Source organism: Spirosoma sp. KNUC1025, assembly GCF_045160025.1.
In the GTDB taxonomy this organism is placed as follows: domain Bacteria; phylum Bacteroidota; class Bacteroidia; order Cytophagales; family Spirosomataceae; genus Spirosoma.
In genome coordinates, this window is the sequence record NZ_CP087139.1 from 574,557 (window position 1) to 590,891 (window position 16,335).

A 16,335-nucleotide genomic window follows, 5' to 3' on the forward strand; every position below is an offset into this window, starting at 1 on the left:
TCAGTTGATAAGCCTTTATGCATACACAATTTCTTGAATCTTTAGCCAGTCGGCTGACTGGTGACCTTTTTTACGATACTACCTATCGTACGCTGTATGCTACCGATGCGTCTGCCTATCGGGAAATGCCGACAGCCGTGGCTGTTCCGAAAACAATTGATGATCTGAAAACGCTGATTGCGTTTGCCAGACAGCAAAAAACGTCATTGATTCCACGTACGGCCGGTACGTCGCTGGCTGGCCAGGTGGTAGGGAATGGCATTATCGTTGATGTTTCCAAACATTTCACCAAGATACTGGAAGTTAATCCGGAGGAGCGTTGGGTACGAGTGCAACCGGGTGTTGTGCGTGATGAATTAAATCAATATCTGAAGCCTTACGGGCTTTACTTCGGCCCGGAAACTTCAACGGCTAACCGCGCTATGATTGGCGGCATGGTCGGTAACAATTCCTGCGGCTCTAACTCGGTTGTATACCGGGCTACACGGGAACACACGCTGTCGGTAAAGGCGCTGCTTGCCGATGGCTCCGAAGTTGAATTTGGTCCGACCAGCCATTGGGATTTCACGAAACAGGTTAGTGAGGCCAGCCGTAAAAATGGTTCTGAAACCCTGGAAGATAGGATTTTACTTAAGACAAATGCTATCTTGACCAATCCCGCGAATCAGGAAGAAATTAGAAAGAATTTTCCGAAGAAAACCATTGAGCGACGTAACACGGGCTACGCCCTGGATGCCCTGCTCGACATGGAACCTTACACGCCCAGTGGTGAGCCCTTCAATCTGTCAAAATTTATTGCTGGCTCCGAAGGCACTCTGTGTTTCCTGACTGAAATTAAATTAAACCTGGTTCCTCTCCCCCCAAAGAGAGTGGCTTAGTCTGTGTTCATTGCCATTCGATTGACGAATCCCTGCGCGCTACGCTGGTGGCTTTGAAATACAAACCTTACGCCGTTGAACTAATCGACGATATCATTCTGGAAAGAGCAGACACCAATGCTGAGCAGCGCAAAAACAGCTTCTTTGTTCAGAAAACACCAACAGATCATTTTCCCATTATCCTCGTTGTCGATCTCTCCCGTAATACGCGGGCCGAAATTGAGCAGCTTGCAGCGGAAATGATCGCTGAAATGCAGGCATCCAACCTGGGCTATCATTATCCGTTGTTATTCGGTGAAGACAGCAAAAAAATCTGGATTTTACGCAAAGCAGGGCTGGGTCTGCTAGGCAATCTCCCCGGCGACGAAAAAGCAGTTGCCGTTATTGAAGATACCGCCGTTGACGTTGTGGATTTACCCGATTATATCCGCGATTTCAATGAAATTCTGGCCAAACATCACATGCATTCCGTTCATTACGCCCACGCGGGTTCAGGGGAATTGCATCTACGGCCGATTATTAACCTCAAAACCGAAGAAGGCCATCGGCAGTATCGCATGATTGCCGAAGAAATTGCTACGCTGGTCAAAAAATACAATGGTTCGCTGTCGGGTGAGCATGGCGACGGGCGCTTACGGGGTGAATTTATTCCACAGATGGTCGGGGCGCATAACTATGAATTGATGCGCCAGATAAAACACACCTGGGACCCTGACGGTATTTTCAATCCGGGTAAGATCGTGGAAACACCTCCAATGGATACGTTTTTACGGTACGAGGCCGGTCAGCAAACACCTACCTTCCAGACGTATTTCCGCTACAAAGACCAAACCGTTTTGCAACATGCTGAGCAATGCAATGGCTCGGGCGATTGCCGAAAAACGCAGGCGTCGGGCGGAACGATGTGCCCTAGCTATATGGCCACTCGTAATGAGAAGGACACAACCCGGGCGCGGGCTAATATTCTGCGGGAGATGCTTACCCGATCACCCAAGGAGAATCGCTTTGACCATCAGGAAATTAAAGACGTATACGACCTGTGCCTATCCTGTAAAGCCTGCAAAAGCGAATGTCCGTCCAACGTGGACGTAGCAAAGCTAAAAGCGGAATTCTTGCAGCATTATTATGATGCCAACGGCGTACCAACCCGCTCGTGGCTGATTGCCAATTTTGCCCGGTTATCCAGTCTGGCTTCGTTTGTTCCCTGGGCCTGGAATGGTGTGCTGGGTACACCTTCGTTACGTCGAATTGCCAATCGTGTGGTTGGTTTTCACCCCGACCGAACCATGCCGCTGATGGAAACAACAACCGTAAAACGGTGGGCTAAAAACAGAAAGCAGGGGTCTGCGAACAGTGGGCAACGTACCATGCTTCTCTTTTGCGACGAATTCACCAATTTCAATGATGTTGAGGTCGGCCAGAAAGCCATTCAGCTTTTTGAGCGACTTGGCTATGAAGTCGTTATTCCGGAACACGGCGAAAGCGGTAGGGCTGCTTTATCGAAAGGGATGCTGAAGTATGCTAAAACATTAGCGGAGCATAACGTTCGGTTGTTAAAAGACGTAGTAACCGCTGACACCCCGCTGGTGGGTCTGGAACCATCGGCTATTCTGACGTTTCGCGACGAATATCCTGATCTAGTCGACGAGTCTCTCGTTGCCGATGCCAAACGTATTGCAGAACATACATTGACGTTCGAGGAATTTGTGGCGCAGGAGCTTGACGCCGGACATATCCGCCCTGATCAATTCACCGATGAGACCCGGCTGATTAAACTCCATAGCCACTGCCAGCAAAAAGCGGTGTCGTCGCAGATTCCGGGTAAAAAAGCACTTTCGCTACCTAGAAACTACACCGTTCAATTGATTCCATCCGGCTGCTGCGGTATGGCAGGTTCATTTGGCTACGAAGCCGAACATTACGACGTATCGATGAAAGTGGGCGAACTGGTACTTTTCCCGACCGTTCGTCAGCTAACCGACGACGTAATCATCGCGGCTCCCGGAACATCCTGTCGCCATCAGATCAAAGACGGCACTGCCCGAAAGGCAAAACATCCGGCAGAAATACTCTTCGAAGCTTTAAAGTAAAACATACCAGGGCAAAATCCGCAAACACACTTACAGGCTGTTTTATTACACAATCAGTGAAAACTGACTTGTGTAATAAAACAGCTGTTTCTATGAAAATTTTAAATAACTGTTTAATATAATATAAAAATTGAATACTATTGCACTTGTATTATAGAGCTAGTGATGTACTCAATCCAACGTTGTCTTAATGATTGGTCCTAACAAACAGAAAATGCTACGGTTATTTGCTCTGCACGAGTTTATCAGAGACCACTTTACCAAGTCGGACTGGATTAAAGTGGCCTATTTGACCGATAGCCTCGATTTAATCGAAGATCATCCGCGTTTGTTACGTAGTCTGGATTTTAAGGATGACGACTACGAGGGTAACAGCCTTCAGGTCCTGTCGAAACTGATCAACGAGAGCAACAGTAACCTTTACGAAATTGAACGGTTTGTGGAAGCAAAGAAAGTATCCATGAACCGGCAGGCACAGCAGGCTCCGGAATTCATTTCTACGGTTCAGTCCGTTGCCCCCGAACGTGTCATTACGTTTGCACCGGATGTCTTTCGCATTCCCGACAAGCCAGTTGAGAGCAATGTCCTTTCAGTGATGATGCCTTTTGAAAGCAAATTTTCCGGAACCTATAGGTCCATACGTAACGTGTGCGACAAACTGAGAATCGACTGTAAACGAGCCGACGATATCTGGAATAACAGCATTTTGATTCAGGATGTGTTTGATTTGATCTTTACGTCGAAAGCGGTCATTACCGACTTTACAGACCGTAATCCGAATGTGTTTTATGAAACCGGTGTGGCCCATACACTTGGCAAACTCGTTATCCCGATTACGCAATCCGTCAACGATATTCCTTTTGACCTTCGCCACCATCGGGCGTTGACGTATCTGTCTAATACAGAAGGATTATTGAAGTTAGAGCAGGATCTCGAAAAAAAACTGTTACAGGTCTTCAGATAACAGTTCTTCTGCTTTTATCGTACATTCGGGAAATCTTCCGACTACTATGCAATCGTCTGTTTTGCCAGAAAGTACACAGCATCAGGGTATTAAAACGGCGTCAAAACGGCTGCTTTCCCTTGATTTCTTTCGTGGCCTGACGGTAGCGGCCATGGTCGTCGTCAATAACCCCGGCGATTGGGGCCATATCTATGCTCCGCTCGAACATGCCGCCTGGAATGGATGGACGCCCACTGATCTGATTTTTCCGTTTTTTCTGTTCATCGTTGGTGTCTCCATTACGTTTGCACTCGGATCAGGACGTAACGATAAGAACCTGATCAGGAAGATCGTTCAACGCAGCGCTACGTTGTTTTTGCTGGGTTTCTTCCTGAATTTATTTCCCAAATTTGATATCTACACCGTCCGAATTCTGGGTGTTTTACAACGTATTGCGCTGGTTTATCTGGTGTGCTCCCTGATCTACCTCAAAACAACGTCGCGTCAGCAGGCTATTCTCCTGATTAGTTTGCTCGTTGGCTACTGGCTCATCATGACCTTTGTACCGGTGCCGGGCGTAGGATTCGCGAATCTCGAACCGACAACGAATCTGGCGGCCTGGTTTGACCGGACGATACTGACACCTGCCCATGTGTATAAACCTGCGAAAGTTTGGGACCCCGAAGGTTTGCTCAGTACGTTACCGGCTATCGGAACCGGACTGTTGGGTATGCTCACCGGAACCTGGCTGCGAACCAATCGCCCACCCGCCGAAAAAGTGGCCTGGCTCTTTGCCGCTGGCTGCTTAACTACCCTCGCCGGGCTGATTTGGGATGGGTTCTTTCCGATCAATAAAGCGCTCTGGACCAGTTCATACGTACTGCTGGCGGGCGGCCTGGCCATGCTTGGGCTTGCGTTGTGCTACTGGCTTATCGACGTCAATAGTTACCGCCGTGGTATTTTGCCCATTGTGGCTTTTGGCGTCAATCCCATTACGGTATTTTTCCTATCGGGACTGATTCCCCGTATTATGAACCTGATTCACATTGCACAACCCGATGGAAACGAAATTGGTCTGAAAGAGTACCTTTTTCAAACCTTTATCGCTCCGCCTTTTACCGATCCTAAAAATGCTTCGCTAGCCGGGGCGCTCACGTTCCTGCTGATTTGGGCCGGTATCTTGTGGTGGATGTACCGAAAAAACGTAATAATCAAGGTGTAAGTGAGTTTTCCACTACGTGCGGGGACGCTGCTCAAGCGCTTTTCTGATTAAATCAGCCGTATTCTTAACCCCTGCTTTGCGAATGATACTCGCCCGTTGATTGGCCACAGTATTGGGGCTGATGCCAAACTTCTCAGCTATTTCAGGGCTGCTCAGCCCATCAATAAGGCAAGTGAGAACCTCCGCTTCCCGGGCGGTGATTTTGTTCCAGATGGAAGGCACTTTGGGGGCAGAAACGCTGGGTTCCTTTTTCTGCGAATTATTTACTAAAATCAGATGCTGGATTATAACCGAAGACGCATTCGGCGGATAATATAGATCCCCGTTTACCACCGTGCGAACCGCCCGCAGGATTTCTTCCTGCCCGGTATCTTTAAGCAGATAACCAGCAGCCCCGTTTTTCACCGAATTAAGTATGTAATCCGGGTTGTTATGCATACTGAACATTAATGTGCGGACTTTGGGGTATTGCCGGGATATGACTTTCAAGGCTTCAATACCCGACATGCGAGGCATCGTTATGTCCAGAAGCAGTACGTCTGGTTCAACGCCAGAAAGCATTTCGATGGCTTCGTCTCCATCTGAGGCCTCTCCTACGATCTGCATATCGGCTTCGTCCTCCAATAGCATCCGGATTCCTTTTCTCACGACAGAATGGTCATCGGCAACAAAAATACGTATCGACATAGCTTTACGGTTTACCGTATCCGTTCTCCTGTAAATTACCTGTTAAGTTGAGACTTACCTTTACCGTTGTTCCTTTTTTAGGCTTCGACGAAATTGATAAGTCACCATTAAGCAAACGTGCCCGGGTTCGCATGTTTTCAAGCCCATTCACGATAAGCGAAGGTTTTCCCTCCCTCGCCGAATTCTTTACCGAAAACCCCTTCCCGTTGTCTTCAACGGCTAGTGTCAGTTTCTGATTGTCCTGCTGTAACGTAATCCGGATGGTTTGCGCGTCGGCGTATTTAACGGCATTATTCAGCGCTTCCTGCGCAATACGATACAGTCCGATTTCCGTTGCCGGACTCAATCGCCCACCATCCCGGTCGCCTTCAAAAAGAATGTCAATGCCTGACGAACGAGTCGTTTGTTCAGCCAATAACCGCAAGGTAGCGCCTAAACCGAAATCGCCCAGCGTTGAAGGCATCAGATTATAGGAAATTTGCCGGGTTGTCTGGATAATGTCATAGATCAGATCACATAAATCGGTAAACCGTGTTCGCAGCTTTTCGTCCAGTACGGTCATTGATTTCAGCTTTTCAGCATGAAGCTTAAGCCCCGTCAGCATCTGACCGATACCATCGTGAAGTTCACGGGCAAACCGTTTTCGTTCTTCTTCCTGCCCTTCCAACAGAGCCGCCGACCGGACCGTATCTTCAGACCGCTGCAACTGATACTTCTCTTCGGTCGTACGTAGCAGCTCTGCCTGAGTGGCTATCAACTTTCGATTCGATGCAGCCAGATTCTGATTTGTTGCTTCCAACTCCCGGTTCGCAACTTCCATCCGGCCGTTTGTCAGTTGCAAGGCTTTCTCAGAGCGGTCAAGCCGACGAATAACATGCCGGGTGTGGCTGACAACTGGCCTGAAAATAAACAGGCCCTCAATCAGCAGGGTCAGCAACGTAGCAAGCGTCAAAATCCATTCAATACGTTCCAGTGTTTTAACCTGCTCAAAACTTTCCGTATCGAACTGGAAAACAATATCGTTCATCTGTTGTACGAAGGGAAGTTCATCCTGCAGAATAACCTGGAGTGCCTTGTTTCGGTCAGCTACTGTGGCCTTCGAGTTGTTTATCTGACGAAAAGCAAAAAAAATTGACTGAAAGTAGGGCTCAATCCGGGTAAACATACTATCCAGCCTGGCACTCTTACGTACTGTGTACATTTTTTCCATCTGGAGCATCCCAGTACGCAGTTGAATGTGCGTCTGGCTCCAGGTGCGAAGTAAGGAATCAAAAGACACCGTATCGGCGGCTGTTAAACCTGTGGAGCGTAATAAAGCGAGCTTGGTCAGTCGCTGGCTTAACATGCGCTGACGCCCGGCTACGTTGACAACCCGGCCAGCATTGTATTGATCACTGATTGTGCGCCGGATAAACAAAAGCCCACTGATCGACAAGAGCGCAATAACCGTAAGGGCTATGACGTAAAATCGGGTTAACCGACGCGCTACCTGTTGATCAAGTTGGTTCATGCAGTAGGGGCCTTGCAGCAAACAGGTATACGGTTTATGGAAGCAGACGCCACTATAAACCGTATACCGAATACGATAAATCAAAAAATTGCTTACACTCCAATATACACCATTCCCTGCTCTATTCGCACGGGGAAGGTATTTATTTGGTAATTATCATCATTCAGACACTGGCCCGTTTTAAGTGAAAACGTCCGTTTATGAAATGGGCAGGCCACTTTAGGCTCATCGCCCTGGCTGCCGATCATGCCACGCCCCAGGGCCATTTGCTGGCGGTGAGGGCATTGATTATCGGTAGCGTACCATTCGCCCCGACGGGTAAAATTGAAAATAGCTATCTGTCGTCCATCGATCAACGCGCACGCGCCACCATCTTCAGGGATATCGTCAACCCGGCAGGCTATGTGCCAGGTAAGTTCTGCTGTATCTATTGTGAGAGATTCCATCGATTTAAAGGTTTTAAAAGTTGGTCAGTAAGCCATCGGCCAATCAGTTGAAAAGTTGATGCATTGATCCGTAAATGGGGGCGGCCAACACACAACTATTCAATCAATCAACTGAGTTTCACGCCCATTCTTTGGCACGCTTCTGATCGCGCATGGGTTCAAACTGCACAGTGGGGTCTTTTACTTCAGGCGCGTTGACGAAGTGGGTGAACCGCTTCCGAAGCTCCGGGTTCTCGACAACTTCTTTCCATTCGCAGGCATACGTATCAACGATCAGCTGCATCTCGCGCTCCATATCCTCGGCAATTCCCAGTACGTCATCAATCACAACCGCTTTGAGGTAGGTCATGCCCCCTTCCATTTTATTCAGCCAGGTAGCGGTGCGGGTAAGCGGATCGGCCGTTTTTACGTAGAACATCAGGAAACGATCCAGTAAGCGGATGCAGGTTTCTTTGTCGACGTCAGAAGCCAGCAGTTGGGCATGCTGCGGTTTGATACCACCGTTTCCGCACACATACACATTCCAGCCTTTTTCAGTAGCAATGATGCCAAAATCTTTGCTCTGCGCTTCGGCACACTCACGCGTACAGCCCGATACGCCCGATTTGAGCTTGTGGGGCGACCGCAGCCCTTTGTAGCGGTTCTCCAGCTCAACAGCAAACGTGACCGAATCCTGCACCCCAAACCGACACCACGTACTGCCAACACAACTTTTCACGGTCCGCAGCGATTTTCCGTAGGCGTGTCCGCTTTCAAAACCGGCCGTAATCAACTCTTCCCAAATGCCGGGCAAATCGCCCACATGTGCACCGAAAAGGTCAATACGTTGTCCCCCCGTAATTTTCGTATATAGCCCGTACTTCTGCGCGACCTGACCCAGCACAATCAGTTTTTCAGGGGTTATTTCACCACCCGCTACGCGTGGCACGACAGAATACGTACCGCCCCGCTGAATATTTGCCAGGAAGCGGTCATTTGAATCCTGAACAGGCGCCAGGTCTTTTTGCAGAATATTTTCGTTCCAGAGGCTGGCCAGAATCGACGCAACAGCGGGTTTGCACACTTCGCAGCCATCGCCATGCCCGAATGTGTTCAGCACACCCGTATAGGTTTTTATTCCGTTTATCTTGACCAAATCGAATAGCTCCTGACGCGTGTAATCGAAGTGCTCGCAAAGGATATTTCGAACATATACCCCTTTCTCTTTCATGACAGCCTGAATCAGGTCTTTCACCATTGGCGTACAGCCGCCACAACCCGTACAGGCTTTGGTCGCTTTTTTCAGGGCATCGACCGTAGTATGTTCATTTTCAATGATTTCATGACAGAGCCTGCCTTTGGTAATGGCTTCGCAGGAGCAAATCAGGGCCTCATCGGGCAGGCTCATAAGCCCGGCTCCCGCTTCTTCGCCACCACGCGATCCCAGAATGACATCTTCGGGATCAGGCGGCAGAATGGTTTTGTTCTTGCAGGTCTGTAGCAACATGTTATACTGGTCAGCATCGCCCACCAGAATCCCCCCAAGCAACTGTTTACCATCGGCCGATACATTAATACGCTTGTAAACACCTTTCGCCTTGTTTTCGTAAACGATTGTCCGGCAGGCAGGTTCACTCGCAAAGGGGTCGCCAAAACTGCCGACGTCCGTACCGATGAGCTTTAACTTGGTCGACATATCGAACGGCTTAAACTCTTTGGTTTCGCCCGCCAGCTGCGATGCCACCACCTCGGCCATTTCGTAACCCGGTGCTACCAGTCCGTAAATCATGTGATGTGCAACAGCACATTCGCCAATGGCAAAAATGGATGGATCGGACGTTTGAAGCGAGTTGTCGACAATGATACCTCCGCGCGGGTGGGTGTTAAGTCCAGCGGCTTTAGCCAGCTCATCGCGCGGACGAATCCCGGCTGAAATCACCAGCATATCCACTTCCAGATGCGACCCGTCGGCAAACTGCATGCCCGTAATGCAATCGTAACCTGTAATTTCCTGCGTGCTTTTAGACAGGTGAATGTTTAACCCAAGCGATTCGAGTTGCTGCTGCAAAATCCCGGAACCAGCATCATCTATCTGCCGGGGCATCAGGCGTGGGGCAAACTCCACTACGTGGGCTTCTTCCAGGCCTAAATCCAGCAGCGCTTTGGCCGCTTCCAGACCCAATAACCCACCGCCCAGCACAGCTCCTTTACGTGCCTTACGCGCGTACGATTGAATGAGCTCAAGATCTTCGATGGTACGGTACACAAAAACGCCATCCTTTTCAACACCGGCCAGTGGCGGCACAAACGCTCCCGAACCCGTTGCCAGAATCAGGTAGTCATAAGGCACTACAACACCGTGATGCGAACGCACTTCTTTACGTTCCCGGTCAATGTCGACCACCGGATCGGTCAGATACAGCCTGATCCCGTTTTCGGCGTACCATTCTGCGGGTGCCAGCGTTAAATCCTCCGCTGTTTTCCCCGCAAAATACGCGCTCAGATGAACGCGATCGTAGGCTACACGTGGTTCTTCCCCAAAAACCGTTAGTGTAAACCGCGCCCCACTTTTCTGCTTGGCTACTAATTTTTCGCAGAATTTGTAGCCGACCATGCCATTGCCAATAATGACGACATGCTTGTTTGTGTGTTCGAACATAGTTATTAATAACTATAACATTGTGAAAACCCTGTTTTATTATTGGACTAATCTAAGAAAATGCCTGTTTTGTTCCTATTACTACTATGTCAAAATTAAAAGGTGTTTTTCTCAAATCCTAACGATATATTCGGTTTATAGTTAATTTTTAAAGATATTTTTTTGAAAAATGCTTGTTTTTAAGAATTAAGGCTATAATTTTGAAGTGAAATACGACGTAGTTATATTTCACTATAAATAGTACATTTTCACTATTTCGCGCTATAACTAATACTAGTATGCAGCCAAAGCTAACACTCGTGGGGGCGGGTCCCGGCGACGGCGAATTGATCACCTTAAAAGGGATCAGGGCGCTCAAGCAGGCCGACGTTGTTTTATACGACGACCTTGCCAATGCTTCCTTATTAGAGTTTGCACCTAAGAGCGCCCTGAACATCTACGTGGGCAAACGGGCTGGTAAACCATCGTTTTCTCAGGAGGAGATCAATACGCTGATTGTTCGGTTGGCGCAGGAACATGGTCATGTCGTTCGGCTTAAAGGGGGCGACCCTTATGTTTTCGGGCGCGGGTTTGAAGAATATGATTATGCCCGTCAGTATGGCATAAGCTGCGACGTAGTGCCCGGCGTTTCGAGTAGTATTGCAGTACCGGCTTCACAGGGTATCCCGGTAACAAGCCGGGGTGTAAGCGAAAGTTTCTGGGTTATTACGGGCACAACCCGCAACGGTGAACTGTCCGATGATTTACGGCTGGCTGTTCAGTCGAAAGCAACGGTAATTGTACTGATGGGGCTTAGTAAAGTGGCCGAAATCTGTGCGATGTATTGTCAGGCTGGCCGGGGTCATTTACCCATGGCAGTCGTGCAGAACGGGACGCGTGCCGATGAGCACAGCGTAATTGGGCAGGTCTGGAATATTCCGCAGCTGGTGGCAGAGCAAGGCGTGGGGGCGCCTGCTGTGCTCATCATCGGTGAGGTCGTTGCGCTGCATCCGTCGTATCTGGCGGAGTGCCTGCGTAACGTAGCGATGGCCTATTAAAACAAGAAAAAAGCCGATCCGGTGTGGGGGCACCTTTGGACCGGCTCAACAGGGTTTTGTCTATGCGAAAAACACAAACGTGTCAAAGAAAATGAAAAAACTCACGTAAAGCAAATCTGCTTTTACACGCCATCCGGTAGTACAGAGGCCAACAGAGCCCGCTAATCACTACCTAATCCCTGTCACTTTCAGGACGTTGCCTTACGTTTATCCGCTTTCGGGCGGGGTACATTCGTTTTGCCAGGATTTTTCATTTTCTCATCATATCCAGGGTTAATCTCATGAAATTTTTTACCAGGCATCTACTTCTCACGGGTGGTCTGCTACTGACACTATACAGCGCTGCTCAGGCTCAGTTTTCACTGGTTGGGCAGCTTCGCACACGCACCGAATTAAGAAACGGTCTGGGCAATCTGGCCCCAAAAGATGCCCCATCTGCATTCTTTACGTCGCAACGTACCCGACTAACGTTCGGTTATAAATGGGATCGGGTACAATTCCAGACTGCCGTTCAGGATATTCGCGTATGGGGCCAGGACGCTTCTACCATCAACAACACCGACGGCAATCGCTTCATGGTTCACGAAGCCTGGGCCGAAATCACCCTGGCAAATAGCGCCGATACAACCATCAAATTCAAGGCGCTCCAGAACCTTTCGCTGAAAATTGGCCGTCAGGAACTAGTCTACGACGATGTACGCCTACTTGGTAACCTTGACTGGCTACAACAGGGCCGCCGGTTCGATGCCGCGCTGCTGAAAGGACAGCACCTCGGCTGGGCGATGGATCTGGGAGTTGGATTCAATCAGAACACCGACGCATTCGGAACTGTGGGCGATTATTACACAGCCGGTAACGCCCCTGCTACGGCCCTTTCGAACAAAAACGTAACACTTGCTATTCCGGCCGGATTTCTGCCAACATCGGGAAAAGGAGGAGCACCTGTACTAGCCACACCGCTGAGCACCAATGGCCAGAACCAGCAGTTCAAATCGTTTCAGATGGCCTATCTGACACGTAAATTTAACCAAACGAAATTCTCGGCGCTGTTCTTTAAAGACGATTTTCAGAAGTACCGGGTCGACTCGCTGGGCAACGCTACGCAGGGTTACGTATATGGGAGACGTTATGACGTAGCGGGTACCAATTCGCGTGTAACGTACGGGGCCATGCTGACGGGTCAGTTTGGTAATGCCTCATCGAAACTGGGGAAGGTTCAGTGGCAGGCATTTGCCTATGGACAGGGTGGCAAAGACCGCGATGGTTTGACCATCAAAAAGGCGTATCACTATGGTGCCAACTTCATGATTCAGAAAGGGCTGTTCAGCGTAGGGCCGGGCTATGAAGTATTATCAGGAAACAACGCGACAACCATACAATCGGGCGAGACCAGCCGGTTTGACCCACTTTATGGGACTCCGCACCGCCACTGGGGCTATATGGATTATTTCTATGTCGGAACGGGTTCACCAGCAGGCGGTTTACAGGATGCCTTTCTGAAGTTTAAATACGCCGGAACGCGCCTGACCACTACGTTCGATGCCCACTACTTTGCGCTGGCAAACGCAACCTACAACAAAATGCCTGACGTACCAGCCGGAACGCTGCTACCTACGAAGCTGGGCATGGAGTATGATTTCATTGCTACGTATGCCCTCAACAAGTTCACGACCCTTGAGTTTGGCTATGCCATCATGAACGGCACAAATAGCCTCGAATACGCCAAGCAAGGCACCATGAACGAGAAGAATAAAATAGGCACCTGGTCTTACCTGATGATCAACATCCGCCCTGATTTCTTCTACAACAAGCCCGTCGCGATAAAGCAGTAAAGGCAAAACAGGAAACTGACACAAAGCGCATTACCCATTGTAAAACTTGAAATCATGAAAAAGACATATATCCTTTCGATTGCCCTGGTAGCTACAGTTATAGCCGCCATAACCATGGCTCTGAAACCAGCGCCCGAACCTATCAAGTTAGGATTCATTCCACTTACCGACTGCGCGGCACTGGTGGCGGCCAAAGAATTGGGGCTGTTTCAGAAATACGGCGTCGACGTACAACTCAGCAAAGAAGCCTCCTGGGCCAACGTTCGCGACAAGATCCTGAATGGTGAGCTGGAAGGAGCGCACTGCCTGTTTTCCATGCCAATGTCTGTCTATACAGGCGTAGGTGGCAAAGCAGGGTCAGAAATGAAAATTGCGATGGTCCTTAATAACAACGGACAGGCAATTACGCTGTCTAAGGATTTCTGTGGCATGGTAGGGTTCAAGGACATTAAGAAAGTGACAAACGCCGTTACGCAGTTGAAGCAGCGGAAAGAAGTCACCTTCGCTATGACCTTTCCAGGCGGTACTCACGACATCTGGCTACGTAACTGGATGGCCGCTTCGGGGTTAAATCAGAAATCGGTTGGCATCATCACCATTCCTCCCCGCAGATGGTTGCCAACATGCGGGTAGATAACATGGAAGGCTTCTGCGTTGGCGAGCCCTGGAACGGTGTAGCAGTCGCTCAGAATGTTGGGTTTACGCACATTGCTTCTCAGGATATCTGGAAGAACCATCCCGAAAAAGCGCTGGTGGTGAACAAGGAATTTGCAGGTGCCCGCAAGGAAGATCTCAAAAAAGTAATGAAGGCTATTATCGAGGCTAGTCGTTGGCTCGACAATGCAGGCAACCGCAAAAAAGCCGCTGCCTGGCTCTCGAAACCTTATTATGTGAATGCACCGGTTTCGGTTCTGGAAGCGCGTCTGTTAGGCTCAACCGAAATTGGCTGCGACCTGGGTGTACAGAACTACAACAGTGACAAGATGATGTTCTATAACAATGGCATCGTCAGTACACCCCTCAAAAGCCACGTGTCCTGGTTTCTGGCGCAATACGTTCGCTTCGGTTACCTGAAATCAGCTCCTGACTACAAAGCCATCGCCGAAAAACTGGTTCTGGACGACGTATTTGCTGAAGTAGCCAAAGAGATGAACGTACCGGTACAGCCCGATATGAAGCCTTTCAAAACCACTTTCGACGTTGAGTTTGACCCATCTAATCCGGCGGCATATCTGGCTTCAACGAAGAAATAAACGTAACGTGGACTCAGGTCCTATGCTGCACAAATCCCTAGACGATTTTCACAATGAAAAAACTATTTTCTCTATCAAACGCACTGGCTACGGTTTATTTTCTCAGTAGTCTGCTGATTCTTGGAGGCTTGTGGTGGCTCGTATCGATACTCACCAAAAACGAGATTCCGAACCCGGTGCAGACCTGGACGGTATTCAGCGACATGCTGCAGGACCCTTTTTATGATTACGGTCCGAACGACAAGGGTATTGGTCTGCAACTCTGGAGTTCTATCAAACGGGTGTTTAGTGGTTTTCTGATTGGCAGTTTGGTAGCCATTCCGATAGGACTACTGATGGGGGCGTCGAAAACAGGGATGCGCCTGTTCAACCCACTGGTTCAGATTCTGCGTCCGGTTTCGCCACTGGCCTGGTTTCCTCTGGGGCTGCTGGCCTTCAAAGCCTCCGAAGGAGCAACGGTCTTCATTATTGCCATTACGTCGCTTTGGCCAACGCTTATCAACACAGCGTTTGGCGTATCGAGTATCCCGCAGGACTTCAAAAATGTAGGTAAAGCGTTCGGTTTCTCTCGCTGGAAATACATCACCAAAGTACTGATTCCTTATGCGTTACCGCACATCATTACCGGCCTGCGCCTTTCCATTGGTATTGCCTGGATGGTCATTGTGGCCGGAGAAATGCTTTCAGGCGGAATTGGAATCGGCTTCTTCGTTTGGGATAGCTGGAATGGGCTTAGCCTCGAAAAAATCCTGTCGGCTATTCTGATTATCGGTATTGTGGGTTTGCTGCTCGACAAGCTGTTCAGCGGCATTCAGCAACTGGTGGCATACGACGGCAAGTAACAGGGTTAACAGTCTCGCATCATGAACGTAGGCTGAAGTCGTAAACCGGAACCTAAAAACATTCTTCAATTATGGAATCGAATTTATTAGTTGATACACAGAAAACGCTGGTTGCTGCCCTGGATACGCGTCCGGTAAGCATTGACGTAAAAGACGTAACGATCACATTCTCATCGCGGGGCAAAGACCGGTTTACAGCGGTCAAAAACATCGATCTTACGATCAAACAGGGTGAAATCGTAAGCATCATTGGTCACTCGGGCTGCGGCAAATCGACCCTGATGAATTCCATCAGCGGCATGGTAAAACCGTCGTCGGGCGAAGTAATCGTAAATGGCAAACAGGTAAACGGCCCCGGTCCAGATCGGGGAATCGTCTTCCAGAACTATTCCCTGCTGCCCTGGATGTCGGTGTACAAGAATGTGTACGAAGCCGTTGATGCCGTTATGCCTCGAAAATCGGTGAAGGAAAAGGCTGAACTGGTAGAGAAAAATCTGACGATGGTTAATCTCTACCAACATAAAGACAAACTACCAGGTCAGCTATCGGGCGGTATGAAACAGCGAACCGCCATCGCCCGCGCTTTTGCGATCAACCCATCGGTCTTATTACTGGATGAGCCCTTCGGCGCACTCGATGCCCTCACCAAAGGCAGTATGCATATCGAGCTGCTCAAACTCTGGAATCTGGACAATCGGAACAAAACCATCGTGATGGTAACTCACGACATTGAGGAAGCCATTTTCCTCTCCGACCGGGTCGTGGTAATGAACGATGGACCCGAAGCAACCATCAAAGAAATCGTAAACATTCCACTGGAGCGGCCCCGGAACAAGAAAGACATTATTCACCTGCCCGAATACATGGAGGTGCACGACCGTTTGCTAACGCTGCTTACCAAGTCATTTTCCATCGAAGACGAGGGCGTTGAATTTGTATAGCGCCTGTGGTGTCGGG

General features: G+C 49.2%; 10 protein-coding genes and 2 pseudogenes. 8 read left to right on the top strand and 4 right to left on the bottom strand.

Annotation, left to right across the window (positions count from 1 at the left end):
- Window positions 1-17 precede the first annotated feature (17 nt).
- From LN737_RS02545 to LN737_RS02555, 3 genes and pseudogenes are all read left to right on the top strand, one after another.
- Window positions 18-2,968: pseudogene (locus LN737_RS02545) on the top strand (FAD-binding and (Fe-S)-binding domain-containing protein).
- A 190-nt stretch (window positions 2,969-3,158) separates the two neighbouring features.
- Entirely contained in the window at window positions 3,159-3,932 is a 774-nt protein-coding gene (locus LN737_RS02550; RefSeq protein WP_405515945.1) for a hypothetical protein, read from the top strand.
- A gap of 46 nt (window positions 3,933-3,978) precedes the next feature.
- Window positions 3,979-5,133, top strand: a complete 1,155-nt coding sequence (locus tag LN737_RS02555) for an acyltransferase family protein (RefSeq protein ID WP_405515947.1) — start codon at window positions 3,979-3,981, stop codon at window positions 5,131-5,133.
- A 12-nt stretch (window positions 5,134-5,145) separates the two neighbouring features.
- On the opposite strand, the gene LN737_RS02560 is transcribed toward LN737_RS02555, so the two are convergent.
- From LN737_RS02560 to nirB, 4 genes are all read right to left on the bottom strand, one after another.
- Window positions 5,146-5,820 carry a response regulator transcription factor gene (locus tag LN737_RS02560; protein WP_405515949.1) on the bottom strand — a complete coding sequence of 225 codons (675 nt, stop codon included), beginning with the start codon at window positions 5,818-5,820 and terminating at the stop codon, window positions 5,146-5,148.
- 4 nt (window positions 5,821-5,824) lie between these two features.
- The gene (locus tag LN737_RS02565) at window positions 5,825-7,330 is read right to left on the bottom strand and encodes an ATP-binding protein (RefSeq protein ID WP_405515951.1); all 1,506 of its coding nucleotides are present in this window, start codon (window positions 7,328-7,330) and stop codon (window positions 5,825-5,827) included.
- A 92-nt stretch (window positions 7,331-7,422) separates the two neighbouring features.
- Window positions 7,423-7,776 carry a nitrite reductase small subunit NirD gene (nirD, locus tag LN737_RS02570; RefSeq protein WP_405515953.1) on the bottom strand — a complete coding sequence of 118 codons (354 nt, stop codon included), beginning with the start codon at window positions 7,774-7,776 and terminating at the stop codon, window positions 7,423-7,425.
- Window positions 7,777-7,894: 118 nt separating this feature from the next.
- Window positions 7,895-10,414, bottom strand: a complete 2,520-nt coding sequence (gene nirB, locus LN737_RS02575; RefSeq protein WP_405515955.1) for a nitrite reductase large subunit NirB — start codon at window positions 10,412-10,414, stop codon at window positions 7,895-7,897.
- A gap of 278 nt (window positions 10,415-10,692) precedes the next feature.
- Between nirB and cobA the strand changes: the two genes are divergently transcribed.
- From cobA to LN737_RS02600, 5 genes and pseudogenes are all read left to right on the top strand, one after another.
- Window positions 10,693-11,451, top strand: a complete 759-nt coding sequence (gene cobA / locus LN737_RS02580; protein ID WP_405515956.1) for a uroporphyrinogen-III C-methyltransferase — start codon at window positions 10,693-10,695, stop codon at window positions 11,449-11,451.
- 281 nt (window positions 11,452-11,732) lie between these two features.
- The gene (locus LN737_RS02585; RefSeq protein ID WP_405515958.1) at window positions 11,733-13,283 is read left to right on the top strand and encodes an alginate export family protein; all 1,551 of its coding nucleotides are present in this window, start codon (window positions 11,733-11,735) and stop codon (window positions 13,281-13,283) included.
- Window positions 13,284-13,397: 114 nt separating this feature from the next.
- Window positions 13,398-14,536 (top strand): annotated as a pseudogene (locus LN737_RS02590) (CmpA/NrtA family ABC transporter substrate-binding protein).
- A 53-nt stretch (window positions 14,537-14,589) separates the two neighbouring features.
- Window positions 14,590-15,378: a nitrate ABC transporter permease gene (gene ntrB / locus LN737_RS02595; protein WP_405515960.1), complete on the top strand. Its 789-nt coding sequence runs from the start codon at window positions 14,590-14,592 to the stop codon at window positions 15,376-15,378.
- 71 nt (window positions 15,379-15,449) lie between these two features.
- On the top strand, window positions 15,450-16,319 hold the full coding sequence (locus tag LN737_RS02600) for an ABC transporter ATP-binding protein (RefSeq protein WP_405515962.1): 870 nt from the start codon (window positions 15,450-15,452) through the stop codon (window positions 16,317-16,319).
- Window positions 16,320-16,335: the final 16 nt, after the last annotated feature.